The 21,994-nt window shown below is 47.7% G+C and carries 17 protein-coding genes and 2 pseudogenes; 2 read left to right on the top strand and 17 right to left on the bottom strand.

Annotation, left to right across the window (positions count from 1 at the left end; translation table 11 throughout):
- Both L5M17_RS10680 and L5M17_RS10685 read left to right on the top strand, forming a co-directional pair.
- A pseudogene (locus L5M17_RS10680) lies at nt 1-233 on the top strand (IS4 family transposase); the annotation flags it as partial.
- A gap of 181 nt (nt 234-414) precedes the next feature.
- The gene (locus tag L5M17_RS10685) at nt 415-1,323 is read left to right on the top strand and encodes a hypothetical protein (protein ID WP_263147287.1); all 909 of its coding nucleotides are present in this window, start codon (nt 415-417) and stop codon (nt 1,321-1,323) included.
- A 195-nt stretch (nt 1,324-1,518) separates the two neighbouring features.
- Here L5M17_RS10685 and L5M17_RS10690 read toward each other — a convergent pair whose 3' ends face one another.
- The 17 genes and pseudogenes from L5M17_RS10690 to L5M17_RS10770 all read right to left on the bottom strand — a co-directional run bounded on the left by L5M17_RS10690 (nt 1,519) and on the right by L5M17_RS10770 (nt 21,897).
- Nucleotides 1,519-1,845, bottom strand: coding sequence for a DUF3325 domain-containing protein (locus tag L5M17_RS10690; RefSeq protein WP_263147290.1), 327 nt, complete (start codon nt 1,843-1,845; stop codon nt 1,519-1,521).
- The gene (locus L5M17_RS10695) at nt 1,842-3,431 is read right to left on the bottom strand and encodes a PepSY-associated TM helix domain-containing protein (protein ID WP_263147294.1); all 1,590 of its coding nucleotides are present in this window, start codon (nt 3,429-3,431) and stop codon (nt 1,842-1,844) included. The genes L5M17_RS10690 and L5M17_RS10695 overlap by 4 nt, the downstream gene beginning before the upstream one ends.
- Nucleotides 3,428-3,796: a hypothetical protein gene (locus L5M17_RS10700; RefSeq protein ID WP_105250720.1), complete on the bottom strand. Its 369-nt coding sequence runs from the start codon at nt 3,794-3,796 to the stop codon at nt 3,428-3,430. The genes L5M17_RS10695 and L5M17_RS10700 overlap by 4 nt, the downstream gene beginning before the upstream one ends.
- Nucleotides 3,789-6,956, bottom strand: coding sequence for an efflux RND transporter permease subunit (locus tag L5M17_RS10705; RefSeq protein ID WP_263147296.1), 3,168 nt, complete (start codon nt 6,954-6,956; stop codon nt 3,789-3,791). The genes L5M17_RS10700 and L5M17_RS10705 overlap by 8 nt, the downstream gene beginning before the upstream one ends.
- 4 nt (nt 6,957-6,960) lie before the next feature.
- Nucleotides 6,961-8,010 (bottom strand): efflux RND transporter periplasmic adaptor subunit, encoded by a 1,050-nt coding sequence (locus L5M17_RS10710; protein WP_173248394.1) that lies wholly within the window; start codon nt 8,008-8,010, stop codon nt 6,961-6,963.
- Between the two features lie 26 nt (nt 8,011-8,036).
- Nucleotides 8,037-8,678, bottom strand: a complete 642-nt coding sequence (locus tag L5M17_RS10715) for a nickel transporter (protein ID WP_105250717.1) — start codon at nt 8,676-8,678, stop codon at nt 8,037-8,039.
- Nucleotides 8,679-8,717: 39 nt separating this feature from the next.
- Nucleotides 8,718-10,904 (bottom strand): TonB-dependent siderophore receptor, encoded by a 2,187-nt coding sequence (locus L5M17_RS10720; protein ID WP_263147299.1) that lies wholly within the window; start codon nt 10,902-10,904, stop codon nt 8,718-8,720.
- A 402-nt stretch (nt 10,905-11,306) separates the two neighbouring features.
- Complete coding sequence (locus L5M17_RS10725; protein ID WP_263147302.1) at nt 11,307-12,554, bottom strand: glutamate-5-semialdehyde dehydrogenase; 1,248 nt, start codon at nt 12,552-12,554, stop codon at nt 11,307-11,309.
- Nucleotides 12,555-12,602: 48 nt separating this feature from the next.
- The gene (gene proB / locus L5M17_RS10730) at nt 12,603-13,703 is read right to left on the bottom strand and encodes a glutamate 5-kinase (RefSeq protein WP_105250714.1); all 1,101 of its coding nucleotides are present in this window, start codon (nt 13,701-13,703) and stop codon (nt 12,603-12,605) included.
- An 11-nt stretch (nt 13,704-13,714) separates the two neighbouring features.
- Complete coding sequence (putP, locus tag L5M17_RS10735; RefSeq protein ID WP_168826179.1) at nt 13,715-15,211, bottom strand: sodium/proline symporter PutP; 1,497 nt, start codon at nt 15,209-15,211, stop codon at nt 13,715-13,717.
- Between the two features lie 3 nt (nt 15,212-15,214).
- The gene (locus L5M17_RS10740) at nt 15,215-15,391 is read right to left on the bottom strand and encodes a hypothetical protein (RefSeq protein ID WP_168826181.1); all 177 of its coding nucleotides are present in this window, start codon (nt 15,389-15,391) and stop codon (nt 15,215-15,217) included.
- Nucleotides 15,392-15,554: 163 nt separating this feature from the next.
- Nucleotides 15,555-17,627 (bottom strand): FUSC family protein, encoded by a 2,073-nt coding sequence (locus tag L5M17_RS10745; protein ID WP_263147305.1) that lies wholly within the window; start codon nt 17,625-17,627, stop codon nt 15,555-15,557.
- A 5-nt stretch (nt 17,628-17,632) separates the two neighbouring features.
- Nucleotides 17,633-18,496, bottom strand: a complete 864-nt coding sequence (locus L5M17_RS10750; RefSeq protein WP_263147308.1) for an HlyD family secretion protein — start codon at nt 18,494-18,496, stop codon at nt 17,633-17,635.
- Nucleotides 18,497-18,502: 6 nt separating this feature from the next.
- Nucleotides 18,503-18,703 (bottom strand): DUF1656 domain-containing protein, encoded by a 201-nt coding sequence (locus L5M17_RS10755; RefSeq protein ID WP_131524438.1) that lies wholly within the window; start codon nt 18,701-18,703, stop codon nt 18,503-18,505.
- A gap of 181 nt (nt 18,704-18,884) precedes the next feature.
- Nucleotides 18,885-20,240: a glutathione-disulfide reductase gene (gene gorA / locus L5M17_RS10760; protein ID WP_219254393.1), complete on the bottom strand. Its 1,356-nt coding sequence runs from the start codon at nt 20,238-20,240 to the stop codon at nt 18,885-18,887.
- Between the two features lie 146 nt (nt 20,241-20,386).
- Entirely contained in the window at nt 20,387-20,953 is a 567-nt protein-coding gene (locus L5M17_RS10765; protein WP_263147508.1) for a hypothetical protein, read from the bottom strand.
- Nucleotides 20,954-21,105: 152 nt separating this feature from the next.
- Nucleotides 21,106-21,897: pseudogene (locus tag L5M17_RS10770) on the bottom strand (hypothetical protein).
- Nucleotides 21,898-21,994: the final 97 nt, after the last annotated feature.

Genomic DNA, 21,994 nt, shown 5'->3' on the forward strand with positions numbered 1-21,994 from the left:
TGATGGTTCAATGCCTGTTGTGGCTAGTTGGTTTACACGCACAGCAACAGGGCTGGGATAAGCATTTTCAGGCCAATACCATTGGGCATCGAACGGTACTCTCAACGATTCGCTTGGGATTGGAGGTACTCAGGCGGCCTGATTATCAAATCACGGAGAAAGAATTGCTGGCGGCCTGGGTATTATTCGCCAATCAGTTGCTCAAATATGGCTATGCTATGGCTGATTTATGAGGGGATCCTTCAGAGCTACATTCTGCGGAATTGAGCCGGGGTTAGGACCAGCTGAGAACTACCTGTTTTATTTTTTGTTTTTAATATTAATGTCCACATCAGAATGATTTGTTATTTGACTTAATACTACTAACGTATCTAATGTGTTGAGTTAATAAATAGCATCATCAGGGTTGATAGATTGAAAGAATTACACTTTAGTATAGTGAGCGACAGTTTGCTGAAAACCCATAAGGCAAAGCTAAGTGATTGTGAATATTTAGAGTTGAGTAATGCTAGAGAGATTCTATCTAAAATACTTGACCATGAAGAATTATATGATCAGGTAATAGAATCCTATGTTGAAGCTAAGTCTACAATGTATGAAATGAGTGTCAGAGCTATTTCTGACAGTGTTAAATATGATTACATAAAGAATCATAATAATCGTAGTAAGCTAAATCGCCTTTATTTCAATGTTTTAAACTTCAGTAAACTATATCTTGATCGCCACTTTCATGATGGGGATAAGAAATCATTCGTTAAAAGTATTACTGCTTCAGAAAGTAGCCACGACGAGGTTAAAAAGCATCGACAAGATATATCAAAGAATAATCCTGATTATATTTTTGGATGCAAATTAAGGAATTATGTACAGCATGCTTCGTTGCCCGTAAAAACGTTCACTACAGGTGTTCGCTGGAGTCCAGAAGATAATCAAAGTGTTGCTATTTTTCATGTGCCACTTGCTAAGAAAAAGCTAATCGATAGCGGTATTTTTTCACAACAGATGTTATTAAAATATGGTGAAAAAATTGATTTGCATCAAATTATGGATGGTTATATTTACGCAATTTCAGAAATGCATTTGAAGAGTAGACAGCTAATAAAGAATTATATGGAAAAAAGTTTAGAAGTAATTAACTTGAAGAGGCGTCAGATAGAGTTAGAACATAGTAGCTCATTATGTGATATCAACGTTGTTGATACTGAACAAGGAGTAAGTTTATTCTCACTACACGTTGAATGGTTTAGTGTAGTTGAGCATCTGCAAAAAAAGAACTTACACTCATTAAATTTCAAACGCTTTACTCACATACCGTATCAGTAGGATGTGTTTGTTAAATATTTGTAGCCGTCTAACTTATAGGGATATTTCTTATAAAATAAAAGTGCTGTTTGTCTTTGGAGTGTGAGTGCTTAATCATTTTCAGTATGATCATATTGGATTAGGGTTTGGCTATCCACCTCACACTCTGCGATTTGCTATTAAGCCTAACTCATCTTAGCTTCGGTTATGATTGACTTAATACAACAAACCGAGCAAACATACTACGGCGCTGGCGGGCAATATGGGCTGTAGCCAGCGTGGTTTGTAACTGAGTAAAATCACTAGGATTATCGAACTTAAACACACCCAGCCGAGCAGTAATACGCTGGCGTACGCTGGGCCGTAATGACGACTGGCAAGCCAATAGCACAGGACGAGCGTTGCAGTACCTGCGGTGCGAAATCCGCGTGTCTGTGCATCGGTTAACGGGCGGTTACGCACGGCGCGGTGGTAGCTAAAATAAGATAAGGCCAACAGCCCCATGGCGATAAAACAGGTTAATAATTCGACTGTGGCTGTCATGATTCAACTCCTAATTCTGCCGTCGCTTTGGTTACCCTTGTAGCCAGCACTTTTTTAGGGCTACGCAAGCGTTTGGCTGCCATGTAAAACAGCGCTGCAAGTGCGAGCATCATGAGATCAAATCCTGCGAGAACATAGGCTTGGCGCTGTAGATTGCTTATCAGCTGATACTGCGAAGTCATGGCATTGAGCAGGGGTAGCAGACCATAAAGCAAGGCTGTGAGTAAAAAAAGTCGTTGCCATGTTTGTTTATCTCGTTTGAAGCAAGCGAGCAGTGCGACTAACGCCCAACTGATAAAGAAACAATGGATTTCCCAGTTCTCTCTATCTGCAAAGGTGACGGGTAAGAGTCGATTGGCATAAAAATAACAGGCTAGCGCAATGGGCAGGCCAGCAAAGGTGGCGAGATTTAACATGTTCACTAGCGTGAGCCCGCTATGATTCTTATCTTTTTTAAGCTGCTTTTGTGCCAGTTTATCGGCCCACATAATCGCGCCGCTGGCGATCATCACGCAGCCTGTTAATCCCGCCAGTAAATACAGTAAACGTAGGCCTTGGCCTGCAAAGCGACCACTGTGCAGGGCTATCATGGCACTTTGGGTTTGATTCGCTCCCGAAGTCACAGCCGACTGCGCCAACACAGCACCTGTCACAGTAGACAAGTGATACCAAGGCGCTTGCTGATTTAAGCTGTGCTCAGGTGCGATTTTGACTGTTACGCTGGCATTGCTGTCGTTGAGATTATCAAACTGCAAGCCTTCAAGTGGCGACTCACCCACGACACTGTGAATCGCACTGAGTAAACTCTGACTATCGAGCATAGTGGCTGGTGTGCCAGTGGCGGCGGGAGTTTGGTAAATGGGTTTCCATTGCGAATAAAAGGCTTGAGTTTCATCACCATATTGCGTGTTAAGTCCCCATGGCATATACATAAACATCAGGGTCACTAGGCCGGTATAAGTGATCATAAGATGAAATGGCAATGCGAGAACTGAGCTGGCGACATGGGCATCTAACCAAGAGCGCGGGCCTTTTCCGGGGCGAAAACTAAAGAAATCCTTAAAAATACGTTTGTGGATCACTATCCCGCTGATGATGGCGACCAACATGAACATAGTGCAAAAGCCGACAATCCAACGCGCTGTGAGCACACTCATATAGTACAAGTCGAAATGCAGTCGATAGAGAAAGTCGCCCCCTCGGCTTTCCCGTGCTTTAGGTAAGGCTTCACCTGTCGCAGGGTTAATAAAGCCTTGATGATAATCACCAAATCGCTGTCCTTCAGCGGCGGGATCGCTCCATGCATAGGTCAGTAATGGCATCCGGTGTGTGGGTAAGTAAATCCACCACGACTCAGCGTCAGGCGCTTGTTGTGCCAAGGACGTGAGGCCCTTGAGTATTAATTGTTGATTATCCGCATTGGCATCATATTGGCTGCCGTGGTTTTCGGGTTGCATCCACAGGTTGATTTCAGCACGGTAATAGGCCGCTGTTCCGGCGAAAAAAACCAGAAACAACACCCAGCAGGTGAGCAATCCAACCCAAGTGTGTAGCCAAGTCATTGAACGAAAAAAGGAGTCTTTCATAATCCACTCCCTTGAGCGCTTGTAGCATCAAACGCTTTAGCGGCGAGGTAAGCTAAATACAGCAGACCGCTAAGCGCGAATAAATCCAGCCAGTATCGCCATGTTGATTTAACGCTGAACACCCAAATCACTGCGCAGGTGTACACAGTAAATGACAGCATCATGGCGGTTAACACCCGATCAACCTGAGATAACGGCAGGATTTGCGCGAGCAAAATAGTCGCGACTGCACTTAACAAATAGCCACCAAAGGTTGCTGCGAGACAGCGATTACCTATGTGCAGGCTATCGCTCCAGATGGCTGACGTTTTCCAGCGCATCAGTCTTTGTGTTAACGGCGGAGTCATGTTGGTTTTTTCAGTCATGATGGTGTGCCACTTCTGCTGAATTTGTCTTGTGGGTGCGGGATAGCACAGAGATTAACAGGGCGGGTAAAAAGGTTAAGCTGAGTAGCGTTGCCACGATGAGGCCTGCCAATACCACTATGCCAACGCCGCGGTAGAGTTCGCTGCCAGCACCGGGGAATAACACCAGCGGCAATAAGCCAAACAAGGTCGTCGCGGTAGACATTAGAATCGGTCGTAATCGACTGGCGACGGCAGATTTTACGGCATCAACGATACCAAACTGACCCGATTGCAGGTTTTTACGGCTCTGTTCCACGATCAAAATCGGGTTGTTAACGACTGTGCCTAATAGGATTAGAAATCCAAGCATAGTAATCATATCAAAGGGTTGGTGCCAACCTTGGCCGCCAAGATACGCAAATAAGCTGCCAATAGAATTAAGCGCTTGTAAGCCGACTAAACCGCCCGCAAGTCCGAGCGGGATAGTGATCAGCACAAATAACGGATAACCCCAGTGATTAAAAATCGCGACTAATAACAAATAGATGATCAACACGGCGACCAGAAAATTGCTGGAGAGTGCCGCTTTCGTCGCTTCGAGCTGATCGGCTGCGCCCGAAATATCCAAACTGACATCTTTGCCGACAGCACCTTGTTGATAGAGGATGGGGACTAATTCTTCCCGCACCTTAGCCACAGCGGTTTCTAACGCAATGGAACGTGGCGGAATAATGTAAAGGGTCACCGTTCTGCGGCCATCGACGCGGCGTAAACTGTCACTATCCATTTGCTCACTAATGTCGGCCAAGGCTTGCAGTGGCAGTACATTACCCTTAGGCGTGACTATCGGAGCAAGTGCCAATTGCGACAGACTCTGTTGATTGCCTGCCAGACTAAATAGAAAGATATCCACCTTGTTATCATTGAGGAAAAACTCGTCGACATAGGCGCCATCGCTCAGTGCCGAAACCGCATAGCCAAACTCGCTGCCGCTAAAATCTTGTTCTACAAGACGTTGCCAGCGAGGGGAAATCTGCCAAAGTGGTTGGTCTAGCGACAAGGTCGATGGGTCTGAATACAGCTGTGGTTCGGCAAATACTTTTTCCGCCGCTTGATACGCCGCTTCTGCAGCACGATAGAGGCTGACTTGATTTGGGCCAGAAATGTCCAAGGCGACAGCGCGGGTGCCACCATCGTTGCTGGAAATAATGGAGCCCCGCGATGAATAGGCGCGCATGCCAGGATATTGCTCAAATAAGGCGGTGAGTGAACTCATCATGGCATCCATATCTTGGCTGCGAACGGGCTCGCTCATCACCCAAATACTGCCGACACCCACGCTGAGGGTATAGTATTTTAGTGGCGGAATTTTTTGCTCACCAGATTCAAAGGATGTTGCCTCGGCATTGACTCTCGCAGATAGCTGAGTCGTTAATTCTTCAGCAATTTTAGCCATTTCCGATAGGTTGTAACCCGGCGGTGCGACCATAGAAGTAAAGGCTTTTGGTTCTTCGCCTTCGGGTAAATATTCGGCCGGAGGCATAAGCCAAGCCGCAAGCCCAATCGTCGAGACGAGTGACAGCACAATCACAAAGGTGCGGCGTCTTGCCGACAGTACAAGTTGGCTGACTAAGCTCAATATGCGTGATGCTTTGGGCGGCTCACTTTGGTTTGTCTGCGCCGAGTGCATCTTACCGAAACCAAAACGGGCAATAGCGGCGGGTACGATGAACACCGCGACCAGCATTGAAGCGATAATGGATGAAGCGATGGCAATCGCGATATCCGAGTACAGTTGTCCCGCTTCTTGTTTGATAAATAGAATGGGTACAAACACTAGTACTGTGGTGAGCGTCGAGGCCAGTACCGCAGGCCACACATCGTAGATACCACTTATGGCTGCTTCGAGACGATCTAATCCGCGTCTGCGCGCTTGTTCAATGCTTTCGAGCACCACAATGCTGTTATCGACCGTCATGCCTATGGCAAAGGCAACACCCGCCAATGAAATGACATTAATGGTGCGATCAAACACCAGCAGCCCGACGAAGGCGGCTAAGGTACACAGCGGAATACCGATAACACCAATCAGGGTTGCTCGATTCGAGCGCAAGAAGAGGTACATGACCAAGGTTGCCAGTAAGGCACCTAGACCTAAATTCACCCACACATTTTCAACTGAATCTTGCACATAGCGCACATCATCACTGAATAACTCTAACTGCATGGCGTGCTGGGCGAGTTGATTTTGATTGATCTGCGCTATCACGGGCATCATGGCATCTTTGATGGCGATAACGTTAGAACCGACATCCCGTTTGACCGCTAAGCTGAGGGTGCGTTCTTGTTCGGCAAAGGACAGTTCACGGATCTCGGCGTGGTCGAGTTTTATCTCGGCAACGTCTTGCAGCAGAATATTCGTATTACCTTGGCGTTTTAAAATCAGTTGCTTAAGTTGATTTAAATCCTCAAAACGGCCAATTACCCGCAGTAAATAACGTTTTTTACCACTGTCGATATCGCCCGCAGAAGTGTCCTTGTTGCGATCTCGAATGGCTTGGCGCACGTCCATAATGCTGATGCCACGTTGGGCGAGTTTGGCGGGATCGAGCCGTATTTGAATTTGCCGTTCAGCGCCGCCTTGAATAGTGACAGAGGAAACGCCTTTGACGCGCTCCATTTGTGGGCGAATAAAGTCGTTAGCGAAATCGCGCATCATGTCTATGTCTAGATTCAGCGGGTTCCCCGCGACAGGCACGAGGCGGAAATACATGAAAGCGTTGTCTGAATATGAACTGCTGTAAAGCCGTGGTTGATCGACGTTTTCAGGGTAGGACGATACTTGGCTGAGCGCATTGCTAACACGAATAAGCGCGTCGCTGATCTCAGTGCTCTGGGGGAATTCGAGTTCTATCCATGCCGAACCCGTATCAGCCCAAGATGTCATGCGTTGTAAGTTGGGCAGGGTGCGCAGGTAGCGTTCCTGTTCAAGCAGAATTTCTTTCTCGACGTCTTGCGGCGTTGCCCCCGGCCAACCTGTGGCCACGCTGATGGTGCGCACATCTAAGTCGGGGATCATTTGGATTGGGATACGCAGTGCGGCAGCCGTGCCCAATACGCAAAATATCAAGACGATGACCGACAGTAAGGTGCCATGTTTAATTCCAAACTTTAGCATCCCACTAACCTCCTACTGCAGAGTTGAGTACAGAGACTGGCTGTTGGTCTTGTAGGCTCTCGTTACCGCGGATCACCACGGGTGCGTCTTTAGGTAATGGGCTAAGGATTTCAATCCCGATGGCGCTCGTGTGGCCCACTTGAACGGTATGCCGTTGGGCTATGTTGTTTTGCACGGTAAAGACACTGAACTGGCCGTCCGGGTGACGGACTAGCGCATCTTGCGGCACGACAACACTGTGTTGCGCCCGCTGTAAGTGGAAGGTCGCAGTGGCCGATGTGCCGGGCATCAAAAGTCCACTCGCATCAGGAATGGTTAAGCGCACCAAGAAGCTGCGAGCATTGTGGTCGCTCACGGGGACGAGTGCATTCACATGGCCGATAAACTGCTGTTCAGGCAGCATATCTGCGGCAATATCGACTTGAGTTGCAGTGGCTATGTTTTGGAACATTTCCTGTGGGACTTGAATATCGAGCCAGAGCTGTTCTTGGGATACTAAGGTGAAGATTTCAGTGCCGACATTGACCCATTCACCAGTTTCAGTTTGTTTGCTTGAAATCACTCCCGCAAACGGCGCGATCAGTTGGTGGCGGGCGACCACCTCTTTTTGGTGTGCTAATGCCGCCGTTAAACTCTGCAGATTAGCTTCGGCTTCGGTTAACGCCGCTTGGCGAATCGCGCGCTCAGTTTCGGGGAATAATTGCTGAGAACTGAGTGTTTGCGCTTCGGTGAGGAGTCGCTGTTTTTCTAGCAGCATGGTCTTAGCGGCCATTACATCGGCCTGACGCTGTGCTAATTGATGTACGGCTAAGGTGTCATCGAGTGCGAGTAGAGGCTGGCCAGCGGTAACGTTAGAGCCCGCATCGACCAGCACTTTGGCGACTAGGCCATCGGTACGTGCAGATAAGCGGGCTACCCGTGCGGATTTAATGGAGCCACTGAGTGGCAAAAGTTCATTGGTACTGCCTGTTTGGGGCAAGGCGACTGTTACAGGTGCTGTGCTTGCGTGGACTGCAGAACACAGCATGTATAAACCTATCATTAAATAACGCACGTTAACTCCATCTCACTATAAGATTATTACTGAGTGATAAAACTCGTGGTGGTGATGTGTAAAACGCTATCAACCTCGTTGCCTGCGAGTGTTTGTTTACCTTCTGTGGTGTGATTACTGACGAGTAAGTAGCGGCCCGCATCTGGGGTATCGAGGGCGAATTTACCTTGGGCATCGGTGGTGAAAGATTTACTCCAAAAACCGGGGCGATAAACTTGTACTGGATGATTCACCAGTGGTGCGCCTTTATAGCTAAGCACAAACTCGGGAACGCCTGACTTTACTGGCGTAAATTCAAAATCTTGCAGCGCTTTTGTGTGTTCTTGTCCCGTGCGGGCATAGAGTATTGCGGCCTGCAATCCGGTCTCAGTTTTCCATGGTTGCCACGCGGTATCGGCATAGAAACTGATGTCACTCTTGCTATCTTGGGTTTTGACCAGTAGATGATCGGCCTGCGCTGTGGCGGTTAACGGTGTCTTGGCATTGGCGGCGAAAATACGCGCCGCGCTTAACGATGCTAACTCTTCTGCCGAAGCTTGCTCTGAACCCGGTTCGCCAAATTGCACTTTAACCGAACCATCGTTATTACGCTCAAGCCATACTTCATGTGCTTGAGCCGAAAAAGCGATACCGCCGAGTAAAGTGAGTATTACAAGTGCTTGTTTCATTTGATTATCCTTAATGTTATTTCGGGTTAGGGCTATGTTTTAGAGCGTCCAACGTAGTGATAGTGTGGCATTACGTGGCTCGCCAAAGTCGGCGTAACCCCAGAGTGAACGGTTGTAGTTCTTGTCGAAAATATTGTTAATGTTCAATTGCATAGAAATAGAAGGTGTGATTTGGTAGCCAAACATTAAGTCAATGAGTGAGTAGGCGGATTGTGTTTGGCGGTAAGCCACATTCGGCGCGCCATCGACACCCCAAATAGTGCCTTGATAGAAGGTGCTGCTCTGCCAGCGCCAGCTCGCACCTGCAGTAATGCCCGGCAGAATGTCTTCAAAGTTATATTTAGTGGTGAGTTTGAAGATATCTTCGGGCAGATAAGTTTGACGACGTAGGCCATCTTTATCTTCTGCATTGTTGTGGGTATAACCACCGCTGATATCCCATAAGTCGGTAAGACGTCCGGCTATTTCTAACTCATAGCCTTTGGTGGTAATCCCATCCACACTTTCGTAGATAGAGTCACCGGAAGGTAGCTGACCTTTACCTGCATACTCGGGTTCGTTGTCTTTATTGGTTTCGTAGATGGCGGCTGACATGTTTAGCGTGTCATCGAACAGCGCGACCTTGACGCCGCCTTCGACGTTTGTGCCTTCTGCAGGTTCGAGCAGTTGGCCATCTTCACCAAAATAGGTGCCAGGTTTGAAGATTTCAGTACGGCTAGCGTAGACAGCAATCTGCTCGGTCACATCGTAGACTAGGCCGTAGTAGGGGATGAAAATACCGGTTTTTTCCATGGTCGCATCTGTGCTGTTACCCACGAGATCATGCTTTTCATAGGACCAGTTACTTACGCGTCCACCGACCATTAATTTCAGTGAATCCAATACATTGACACGGACAGTGCCGTAAACACCCGATTGGCTTTGCTCATTGGTTTGGCCATTGGTGGGTGAATTAGGAATATTAGGCTTGGGATAATGGCCCTGATCCGCGACGTTATAGCGACGTTGGCGTCCAGATTCAGTGTTGATGTTATCGAACTCGTTGTCACCGTAGTTAAAACCGATCACAGCGCTATGTTCACGGCCGAGTAAGTCGAAGTTACCCGTTGCATACAGGTTGAAACTGTTGGTATCGGATTCGCGATCATGTTGGGCGGCATAAGTATCGCCCCAAGGGCCAACAAATTCGCCGGTTGATTTGACGATATAATCGCCTGGGTAAAAGGCCAATGCGTCTATGGTGGCGTTAGCGATACGATAGGCACTGACGAGTGACCAGTCGTTATCGAATCTATGTTTAAATTCGGCCATGAGACTCTTTTGGGTCACGTCCCAATGGGTCCAGTCCTGTGAGCTAGAGTAGTTGCGGCCAAAATCGACAGCTGTGCCATCGGTATAAAATGCGGGATTAGAGTTCCAGTTATACACGCCGTCGGTTTGTGATTTTTGATAGTCCGCAAACAGTGACAGGCTAGTATCTACGCCTAGACTCGTTTCAACCACGCCATAAAGCACTGTGGTATCGCGCTGATAGCGATCGATAAAAGAATCGCCTTTCTTCACCGCACTCACGAATCGACCTTTCACATTGCCCGAATCCGTTAGCCAGCCAGAAACATCGGCTTCTAATCTATAGGTATTCCATGAGCCATAACTCGCACTTGCCGTGGCGCGGGTGTCATCCGTTGGGCGTTTACGAATAAAATTAACCGTGGCAGAAGGTTCACCTAAACCACTTAAGATCCCAGCCGCACCTTTTAATACTTCAACCCGTTCGGCAATCACAGGGTCTAAACCTTGATCAATTGAGCCGCTGTAAACATGGGATGAAGAGGTCGTGATTAAGCCGTCAATTTGGACCCCACTGTCGAGTGCATAACCGCGCACGAATATCTGACTATTTTCAGAGGCATCGCCCACCATAGTGACGCCAGGAGTGTGATTTAACACTGACTCCATAGTGACCAAACCTTTGTCACTGATCATCTCTTCGGTAATCAAAGTGACGCTTTGTGGGGTTTCTTTGAGTGACATAGACAAACCCGTGGCGCTATTCATTGCCGCGCGGGTGTAGGTTCCTACTACGTTTAATCTTTCTATCTGTTCTGTATCTTTTTTCTCATCTTGCTTAGGGTCAGTATTGGCTTGAACCGACAGAGTAAGTGTGCTGAGAAGTACAGGGATCAATGGCGAGCGCCAAGACGTTAAAACAGATAGGGGAGGCATGGTATTTCAATCCTTTCAGGCGATTTCAGATTAAATAATGATTGGTGATCCTGAGTGCAAACAAAGTGTTTAGGTGCAAATGAGAATCGATCGCATGATAGGTTTGTTGAAAATAAATGCAATATGCACAATGTGTAAATTGTTTAAGCTGGGTTGTAACTTATTGGCGAATAGCTTGTCAGCGAGCTGTGATAAGCCGTCGCAGTGGGATCTGAGGTTTTAGCGCATGCCTTACTATAACTCGGTTTCAGGGCATTGACTGGGAACTCAGGCTGTTGTGGTTCGAGTCAATTTAGCCAACAAAAAGGCCACAGTCGTTACTGACTGTGGCCTTTAATCTTTACAATTGAATCGAAATCCAACGGACTTGTTAAGCCTAAAAGTGTGATTTACACCTTAGGTTTACGCCCGCACTTGGCCTGTGCCTGAGACTAAATACTTCTCAGCGGTCAAGGATTCGAGTCCCATTGGGCCGTAGGCATGAAGCTTAGATGTCGCGATGCCGATTTCCGCACCAAGGCCGAGTTCGCTGCCGTCGGAGAAACGCGAAGAGGCATTGACCATTACCACAGAAGCATCGACTGCACGTTGGAAGTGTGCGGCTGTGACTTCGTTTTCGGTGCAAATCACTTCGGTGTGCTGGCTACCAAAACGGGCAATATGTTGGATAGCATGGTCGAAGTGATCCACTTGGCGAATGGCGATTTCGAGGTCTAAATACTCTTGGCCGAAATCGTCTTCTTCCATGTAAGTACAGTTTTCAAAATAACCACCGGCTTGAGTACAAGCGTTGATTTTAACCTTATGCTCGGCCAGCGCTTTGGCTACTTTAGGCAGGAATTGCGAGGCAATTTCTTGGTGTACTAATAGGGCTTCGAGGGCATTACATACGCCAGTGCGCTGGGTTTTACCATTGAGCAGTAAGTCCATAGCAATATCCAGATCGGCATCTTTATCGACGTATAAATGACACACGCCTTTAAAATGCTGGATCACTGGGATTTTACTGTTGTCAGTCACAAAGTTAATCAAGCCTTCGCCGCCGCGGGGAATGATCACATCGATATAATCTCGTTGCTGCAGCAGTTCTAGCATGAGGGCGCGATCTGGGTCTGGCACTACTGTGATTAACGCCTCGGGCAAGCCGTATTGTTTCAATACGCTTTGCAAAATAGTGGCGATAATTTTACTGCTGTGCAGCGCCTCTTTACCACCGCGCAGGATCACGGCATTACCGGATTTAAAGCACAGGGCACCCGTATCGGCGGTGACATTGGGGCGCGCTTCATAAATCATACAAACCACGCCTAAGGGAACGCGCATCTTACTGATGGATAAACCATTAGGTCGTTGACCAATATAGCGTTCGTTGCCAATGGGATCGGGTAAGGCGGCGATGGCTTCAATGCCTACCGCCATAGCTTCTATACGCTCTGGTGTTAGCGTTAATCGGTCGAGCATGGCTGGGCCGACGTTATCGGCTGTTGCTCTGTGTAGGTCAATTAAGTTAGCGCTTTGGATTTCGTAGGACTTTTCGCGTAATGAGCGTGCCATATCGAGGAGTACAGTATTTTTAAGCTGTTCGTCAACTTGGGCGAGAATAAGAGCCGCTTTGGCAGCTTCTTTAGATAAGTTTTTGATTAAAGTCATATTTACTCCGCTTAGATGTTTACTCGCTTAGTTTTATTCGGCTGATGCTTATTCGAGAATGGCGATGTTTTTCTCGGAAATAATCGGTCCAGTCTTTTGCTGAAATTCACTGGCAAACTCGCGATCGTCTTGGTCTGTGATAAAGCTAAGTAAACAACTGCTGTAATTGGATTTGGCCTTTGCCAATTTAGTGCCATCGTCTTTGCGTACTAAAATGGTGTCACCGACAGAAAAGTCCCCATTGATGGCAACGACATCGTCACTGGTCAATTGCTCGCTATGGATATCAAGGGCGATATTAAAGTCATTTTCAACAATGACTTCGCCTTGAGCCTGCGAGGTATGTGTCATCCAGTGCAAGTGATCCTGCATTGGCTTCTCATCGGGGGTAAATAAGGTTCCTGGGTTTTGGCCCTTCAACAATTGGTTGAATGAGTCGGCATCAAAACCATTGATAATAAAGGTTTCGATCCCGTGGGAAATCGCCTTCTTGGCGGCTTGTATTTTAGTCCGCATTCCACCCGTACCGACGGCACTGCTGGCGCCGCCTGCCATGGCGTAGATCTCGGCATTAATCTCGGTCACCTGCTTGATAAGCTGTGCATCGGGATATTCATGGGGGTTTTGTGTGTAAAGCCCATTCACATCCGAACAGATAATCAGCGTATCGGCATCGGCCGCCGCGGCGACCATGGCCGAGAGATTATCGTTATCGCCAACTTTGAGCTTGTCGGCGGTGACGGCATCGTTCTCGTTGATGATAGGCAATAGCCCATGTTCGAGTAGGCTGAAAATCGTGTCTTTAATACTAATGTAACGATCTCGATTGCGTAAATCACCGTGGGTTAACAGTAGCTGTGCGGTTGGGAAATCGAATAACTTGTTCCATGTGGCCATCATATCGGCCTGACCCGCTGCAGCCATGGCTTTCTTCACTGTGACGCTCGGTTTATCAACCTCGCCAAAGTGATGCCATCCCGCGGCGACTGAGCCCGAAGAGACCAAGACAACTTGGATCCCTTGGGCACGACAATAAGTAATAAATTGGGCAATGCCGAGTAAGTAGTGGCTGCTGCAACCTTGTTTGTGTGGAGCAATCAGGGCACTACCTACCTTAACGACAATGCGTTTCCAGGGTAAGTCAGTCATACCTGCGCGCCTCATCTGTCTTCGGCTAAAACACGGCCAGCCTTATGGAATAATTTAGTGGTTTTGGCACAGGGATCAGTATCGAGTAACGAGACTATCCAAATCACCACACTGCTCACGGCAAAGCCGGGGATCATCTCATACACCACTGTGGTTAAAGCTTTACCGTCAGCAAGTACTGGTGCATAAATCCAAAACAGCACTGTGGCTGCACCTGACACTATGCCGGCAATCGCGGCTTTGTGGGTTAAGTTAGCTTTATACAAGCTAAACAAGACTAACGGACCGAAGGCTGCACCGAATCCTGCCCATGCATTACTCACCAGTGATAGCACACTGCTAGAGCGGTCAAGCGCCAGTAGACTTGCGACAATTGCCACGCCTGCTACGCCAAAACGTCCCATTTTCACCATGTCTTTTTCGCTAGATTCTTTCTTCGAAATAACGCGATAGATATCTTCCGTTAGCGAGCTTGATGACACTAATAGTTGCGATGAAATGGTGCTCATGATCGCGGCCAGAATTGCGGCTAATAAGAAGCCACTAATGATTGGATGGAACAACAACTCAGAAAACACGATAAAGATGGTTTCAGGATCGGTCAGCTTCATGCCAAATTTATTGGCGTAAGCGATACCGACAAGACCTGTTGCCAGTGCACCCACAATGGTCACTGTCATCCAGCCCATACCTATGTGTCTGGCGGTTTTAATGTCAGCGACTGAACGAATTGCCATAAAGCGCACAATAATGTGCGGTTGGCCAAAGTAACCGAGTCCCCAAGATAAGCTTGAGATAAGCCCTAACATAGTGACGTTCTGCATGGCATCGGTGAAGTGTGGAATCGATTGATACGCAAAGTTCAGCATAGTGTCAGCGCTGGTAAACTCTTGATATGCCACCACAGGCACTAAGATTAAAGCGACAAACATGATACAGCCTTGGACAAAGTCAGTGAGGCTCACTGCTAAGAATCCGCCCAACAAGGTATAAGAAACCACTACGCCGAGGGTGACGACTAAACCTATGTCGTAGTTCAGGCCGAATGCTGACTCAAATAACTTACCGCCAGCCACTAAACCCGCTGAGGTATACAAGGTAAAGAAGATCACAATGATCACGGCCGAGATAATTCGGATACTGCTGTTGGCATTGCCGAAGCGTTTAGCAAAAAACTCCGGGATAGTGAGGGCGTTATCCGCGACTTCGGTATAGACCCTTAATTTGGGTGCAACGACCAAGTAATTAATTAGAGCACCAATTAATAGTCCAAGTGCGATGTAAATGGTTTCGAAACCAACCAAAAACATTGCGCCGGGAAGACCCATTAGCATCCAGCCACTCATGTCAGATGCACCCGCTGAGAGTGCGGTGACCTGTGGGCTCACCTTGCGGCCGCCCAAAATATAGCCGGACACATCGCTGGTGGATTTTTTATAGGCGAATAAGCCAATAGCAAGCATGGCGATAAAGTAAATCGCTAAGGAAACGTAAGCCAGGTAATTCATGGGTTATTTGTCTCCTAACGCTTTGTTATTTTGAATAATACTCGGTTTCAAAATGACAAAGAGATAGGTGCTTAATATTGCGCATAAACACATAAACTGCATTGTTTCCTTGGCGTGTAATCGGGTAAAGCTTGCTACTTGCGAGATAAGATTTTCCTCTGGTGGGTTCTCCGTAGACATAATTGCTCCTTGGTTGATAATTGAATTTATATCACCAATATAGTTAGTGATCTAATTATATTAAGGCATTTTATCGGCCAAATATCAAGCTTCTATTGGATTTAAATGGTTTTGGCGGCAGTGCGAGAGTGGCTTTGGGGGCGGAAAATAGTTTGAGATCTGACTATTTTTGAGCGGTGTTTTTCTGCTCTGCAATACTGTGGGCAGTGCGTTCAAAGGTTAAAGTGATGCGTTCAAACATCCCAGCAATCATAGTGAATTGTTCGTGGGGTAACGGACATTGGGCCAGCGCTTGTAATAAGGCTTCGCTGCTGATGTTAAACTCTTCTGCGACTTGGCCGTGGGCGCAGGCGATAAATGCCTGACCTAAATTGTGTTGCCAGAGGTTGAGTGCATTTTCTAAGCCTAAGTTTAAGTGCGTATCTGAAATGCCCTGCAACATGCGCCGCATCCGAATCGACACATGGCCCAGATTAAGTGCAGTAAACACCAGATCGGTAAATACCCTCGAACTCTTGCCCGAGCCTTTTTCGTAACTGGCGATCCGCAGCAGTCGATCGCCCATGCGGGCGTTAAACCAAGGCTCAGGATCATCATGCTGCGCGATATGCACCAGATCTTTTTGGATGGATTGCAGCAGACGATATTGCATCAACCGCTGGCTAGGTTCGGTAATCAATTTAAACAACCAATACAGCACAGTAACGCCAACAAAAATCGCTAAGGCATTGCTGACGGTGTTTTCTATCGCAAATGAAATGGTGTTGCTGGGCTGCACTAACACAGCAAACGGCACGCAAATGCCGAGCCCATAGGGCAAGGTCGGTCGATTCGCCAAGGCGAGTAGCCCAATAAAAAAGGGGCCTGCGAGCACTAAAATGAGGATTTCGAAATCGCCGCTACTCTGTGCCAGCAAAGGTAAAGCGTAAAATACCGTGAGCGGTACAGCGATAGTGATGCTGACAAGAATACGGCGCAAAATAGTGGTTAACATCGGCAGTGGTTGGCGCGCCATCATGATGGAAAAGACCACGGGCAGCAGGATCATCATGAGGACCGCGCTCGACCCTGTGCCAATCCACAGTGAAGCCCCAATGACAAACACCGCCATGCTGCGCAGGCCCGTGGTAACGCCTATTAATGGGTCTCGGTGAAACTCTATCGGCGGCGCGTTGAGCTGCACCGCAGAATGACTGGTCAGCACGTTGTAGCTCTTGAGCACCATGATCAGATCGGCGCTTAACTCCATCGCAACTTTGAGTAAGCGAGTCTCTAATGGGGTTCGGTCGCGGTATTGCATCAGGTTTTGTTGGAGTTGATACCTTAAAGTACGCGCCATTTTGTAGCATTCTTGGTCATCAGTGGATTGCGCCATCAGGGTAAAACTGCTGCGCATATTGGCTAAGGTTTTCGCGAGCGGTTCGCTGACCAGATGGGAATGATTACGTTGTAGTCGGCCAAATATTTGGATTGCCGCCAACAGCGAAAGGGTTTTATTGCAGAGAAAGTTTGCCGCATGGCTTTGTCCGCGTCCTTCTGGACCTTCATAAATCACCGCGCTGGAGTCGTCACTCAGCGCCGATACTGATTCCATAATAGTGTCGATATGTTCATGGCGGCTCGCATGTACGCCCTGTAAATCGAGTTCTAATGCAAGATAGTTAAGTGTTTGATTAATTGTGTTTTTAGCATGCAGTTGCAGACCATGTTTTACCTTGGTCGGCCACAGTAGCGAACTGACCAAGACGGCACAAATTGCGCCGACGATAATTTCGCTGATCCTCGCCTGCGCCACATCGAATATTTTTGCACTATCGGCTGTGCTCGGGCTCGCCATCACAATGAGCACTATCAAGCAGGCTGTCATGCCCGCCATAGCAAAGGCATAGACAAAGTTTTGCTGGCGCACCATGGCCGACAACCCAGAATTTAGCCCTATCCAGCAGGCGAGTAATCCTAAGGCGAGTTCGGGATAGGGCGTAAACCCGTTGAGTATGGCAATCCCCGCGAGCGCGCCGACTAAGGTGCCGCCAATTTGGCATAAGCCCTTTTCGATCACGAGTCCACTTTCGGGGCGAATTTGCAAAAATACCGCCGACACCAGCGCCCAATATGGCCGTTCTAAATTTAAGAACATGGCCACATATAAGGCGAGCGCCATCGAGATCACGCCTTTAATCGCGAAGATGATGGTTCGTCGGTCAGGAAAAAATAAACTCTTAAGTAACAGCGTCATAATGACTATTTGTCAGTCTGTAGCTGGATGGAAACTGTCATGCCCACGCTCAGCTCTATGTCCTTAGGAATGCTATCTAGCTGGATATCGACCGGAATCCGCTGCGACAACCTCACCCAATTAAAGGTTTGGCCGATTTGCGGCAATAACTGCCCATTAGTGGTGACATTGGTATTGGCAATCGCCTTACCTATGCTGACCACTTTGCCGTGCAAGACATGGCCGCCACTCATTAGGCTGACATCGGCGTTTTGACCTATGTGAACCAAGGGGATTTTGGTTTCTTCAAAATACCCTGTGATATAGAGAGAGTCTTGTTTAACGAGCGAAAATACCGAGTTGCCTTTGCTGACATAGTTGCCATTACGCAGGCTTAAATTGATCAGTGTGCCATTTTCGGGAGCGTGAATTTGCGTCCGCGCTAAGTCAATTTTGGCGGTATTCAATTGTGCCTGTGCGAGTTCATAACTGGTTCTTGCCAGTTCGGTATTGATAAAGGCTTCGTCGAAGGTTTCTTTGCTGACTAAGTTGGCGTTGGTCAAACCGATACGGCGTTTGTATTTATGTTTTGCCAGTTCCCATGTCAATTTTTGGCTTTCCGCTTTGGCATTCAATTCGGTAATGGTGGCTTTGTAGCGGGTATCGTCCACTGTGAACAATACATCACCTTTATTAACGACTTGATTGTCTTTTACATTCAGTTGGTTTACCCAACCGGATACATCTGGCGCTATGGTAATGATTTCGGCGCGAACTCGGCCGTCGCGGGTCCAAGGAGAATAAAGGTAGTGCGACCATATCCAATGTCCGGCGATACCTGCAATCGCGACCACAATAAGGGTGAGGCTGATACGAAAGATTTTTCCCATGAACAATCAACTCCCAAGCAAGTAAATGACCAAAGCCAGATAGCAGATAAACAGCCCAACTTCGAACCAAGCTGCGCGCCACAGCTTGTGATAGAGCCCAGTTTGATAGAGTACCCCGCGAGTGATGCAGGAAAGCAGAAAAGCTAAGGGGATAAAGATAATTAATGGACTAAATAACAAACCATCGAACGCGAGTTCTTTAAGCATTACGCTATTCATCCCGATAACAGTGGCGCAGCGATAACAGCGCTAAGTGTTTAAAATGCAAAGTACTCAGTCGAGATTATAGGAAAGTCGCGTGAGAGTTAATGGTTTTATACTATCTGTGATCAATTAGGGCCAGCATAAGCTGGCCCTAAATATGATGAAATCAAAGCGAAAATCGCTTCTACCTCATGGTAACAAACTCTTCCGCGCCCGTTGGGTGGATAGCAACGACCGCATCGAAATCGGCTTTAGTTGCGCCCATTTTCATGGCGACGCCAAAACCTTGAAGGATTTCGTCCATACCAAAACCAATACCATGAATACCGACGACTTTTTCGTCCTTGCCAGCGCAGACTAACTTCATCTTACAGGCTTGACGATGGGCCGTAACGGCTGTGTACATGGAGGTAAATGTCGACGTATACACTTTGACGTTATCGTCGCCGTATTGAGTACGGGCTTCTGGTTCGGTCAAGCCCATAGTGCCGATAGGTGGATGGCTGAATACAACGGTTGGGATCAGGCTGTAATCCATTTTGGCATCTGTCATACCGTTAAATAAACGCTCGGACAACAAACGGCCCGCTTTAACCGCAACAGGGGTGAGCTCTACGCCGCCCGCCATAATGTCGCCGACACAGTAAATCCCTTTGTGAGTTGTATTTTGCTGCTCATCAGTGATGACATAGCCTTTGCTATCTAATTGCACTTCGGTATTTTCTAGGCCGATATTGCCTGTTGCAGGTGAGCGGCCAATTGCCCAAATCAAGCAATCGACTGTAATGCTTTCACCGTTTTCTAAGTTTAATGTCAGGCTGTCATCGGCATTTTTAACCACTGCTTTTGGCACGCTATGGGTGTGCAATGTTGGGCCTTCGGTTGCCATCGCATCGACGAGAGCATCGACTAATATAGGGTCAAAGTTACGCAGCGGCGCATGTTTACGCACTAATAAGTGAGTTTCACTGCCCAGAGCGTGTAACACGCCAGCGACTTCAACAGCGATATAACCCGCGCCAACAACGGCAACGCGCTTAGGTTGCTCGCGTAGGGCGAAGAAACCATCGGAATCGATACCGTATTGCGCGCCAGGAATATTCGGAATCGTCGGTGCGCCGCCAGTGGCGATAAGAATATGATCAGCGGTGTAATGTTCGCCGTCCACTTCGATGGTGTTGCCATCCACAAAACGGCCGTAGCCATTTAACAGCGTCACTTTGTTGTTGGCAAAACCACGGCCATAGGCATCGTGAATGCGACCAATGTAGGCTTCGCGGTTTTCGACCAAAGTGTTCCAATCGAATTTATTAACAGTGACGTCGAAACCATAATCTTTGGCGTAAAGGTTCATCGCTTCGGCAACATGGGCGCCATACCACATGACTTTTTTGGGCACACAACCTACGTTTACACAGGTGCCACCCACGTGTTTGGCTTCGATGAGTAGAACCTTAGCACCACGCATTGCCGCTCGGTTTGCTGAGGCGATACCGCCGCTGCCTGCGCCTAGGCAGATATAGTCAAAATGTTGAGCCATGAGTTTCTCCGTCTTACTTCAAGGATGAGATGCTTTACAGCAGAAGGTCATTGTAGGGGGCTTTGCGGTAACAGACCAGCCTATTGCATCACTAACGTATAAGGCATTGCTTTTAATAAAAATAATCCTAAAGTTGCATTCAGTTGTTATCGCGTGGCTGTTTCGCGGCGATATTGGCACTTAGAGTGATCGTTTTGAGCTGGGCCTTCTGCACCACATTTCAAACATTGCCACTCCTTTTGGCGGGCGCTGAGTTCGTCGGCTTGATGTTTAGCAGCGTTATCTTGCTTGTCGCCGAGTAGGGACTCTAGCTGATCCATACGTTTATCGAGCCAACGGCAGTTAGGATCATTGGCGACATGTGCACGACTGGCGAGCTGTTGCTTGCGACTGAGCTTTTTACTCTTAGCGGCTTTGTTCGATTGAGTGGCTTTAGCTGATTTAGTGGTTTTGGATGGCTCTGCGGGTGTGACAGTGGGGGGCGAATACTCGAACGCACTTTGCACTTGGTTAGGCACATTAATCGGCTTGCCTTCATTGTCGAGCAAAGTGCCTAGGGGCAAAGGCGCGGTTTGTGCCGGTTGCGCTAAGGACTCTAGACTCGGTTCAGGCTCAGATACCTGTTGCGCATTAGTCGAGCTTGTCACTTGGATAAAAAGCAGGGGCAAGGTAATGATAGCGGTTCGGATAAGATAGAAATGATGCGTTAACATTCCCTGTTCCTCGGCAAAATCGATATGAATAGTGAGTCGCTCCGTCGACATTTTGAGTTTAGTTAGTGAGCTTTGTTTTTGCCAAATGTCACGGGATAAATTGACAGAGGAAGGTTGCAATACAGCGCTAGAAACACAGAGCTAAAACGACGTTAAAACGTTATCGCAAAGTGGATGCCTGCATAGGTTTGATCTTGTGAACTCATATCGCCATTGGCTGAGGCTTCTTGCTCAATATCACTCTGGGCAATGCTGTGGCTAATGTGCCCGCTAATACTCATGCTTGGGGTCAGTTGATAATTCGCTTCGAGGCCAAACTGCAGGTTATTACTGCCATCGTGTTCTTCTGTGCGGTATTTAAAATCAAACCCTTGAGTGATATAGGGCGTGAGGCTGAACTGGTCTGTGATATTCCAATAACTGTGCAAACTCACTTCAACAAAGTAGCCTGCCGCCTCTGTGGAATAGACATAACTCATCGATGGTACCAACCAATTTGTGGCGCTGTAGGCGAGTTCTGCAAATAGCTCGTTATCTTAGCAGCGGCTATTGCTATAGCCTTCAATGCGCTGATATCCCAGATTGGCCTCTAGGTTTTCGGCTAAGTCGAACCCATATTCAAGGCCGATATTCCACTCTGTATAGGCTTGGCTATCACCGCGTCCGACTAAGGCATAAGTGGTTAAGTTGCCGTGTTGAACAGCAGCATTGAGCCAATAAATACCCCCATTTTGCAAGTTATTGCGACCCTGTGAGACATATTTGCTGTCCCAACCTAAATCCAGCGTCACCGCCAAAGGTTCTGTTATCTGGCGGGGTAATATGGTGTTTGAAATACTATCGACTTGTTCTAGGCCCTCATTAGCAACTGCGTTGTGACTAAGGCAGTTGATCCCTAATGTGCAGAGGACGCTGGCGATAAGTTTCACTGAGTGTGTTGCCATATTTTTGCTGATTTTGGTCGAGGTACGTTAGTTATGCAGATAATACCTTGCCCACATACAAACATTAATGCGAATTGATTCGATTTGCGATCGAGAT

It is taken from the genome of Shewanella sp. SW24, assembly GCF_025653395.1.
Classification (GTDB): Bacteria; Pseudomonadota; Gammaproteobacteria; order Enterobacterales; family Shewanellaceae; genus Shewanella; species Shewanella oncorhynchi.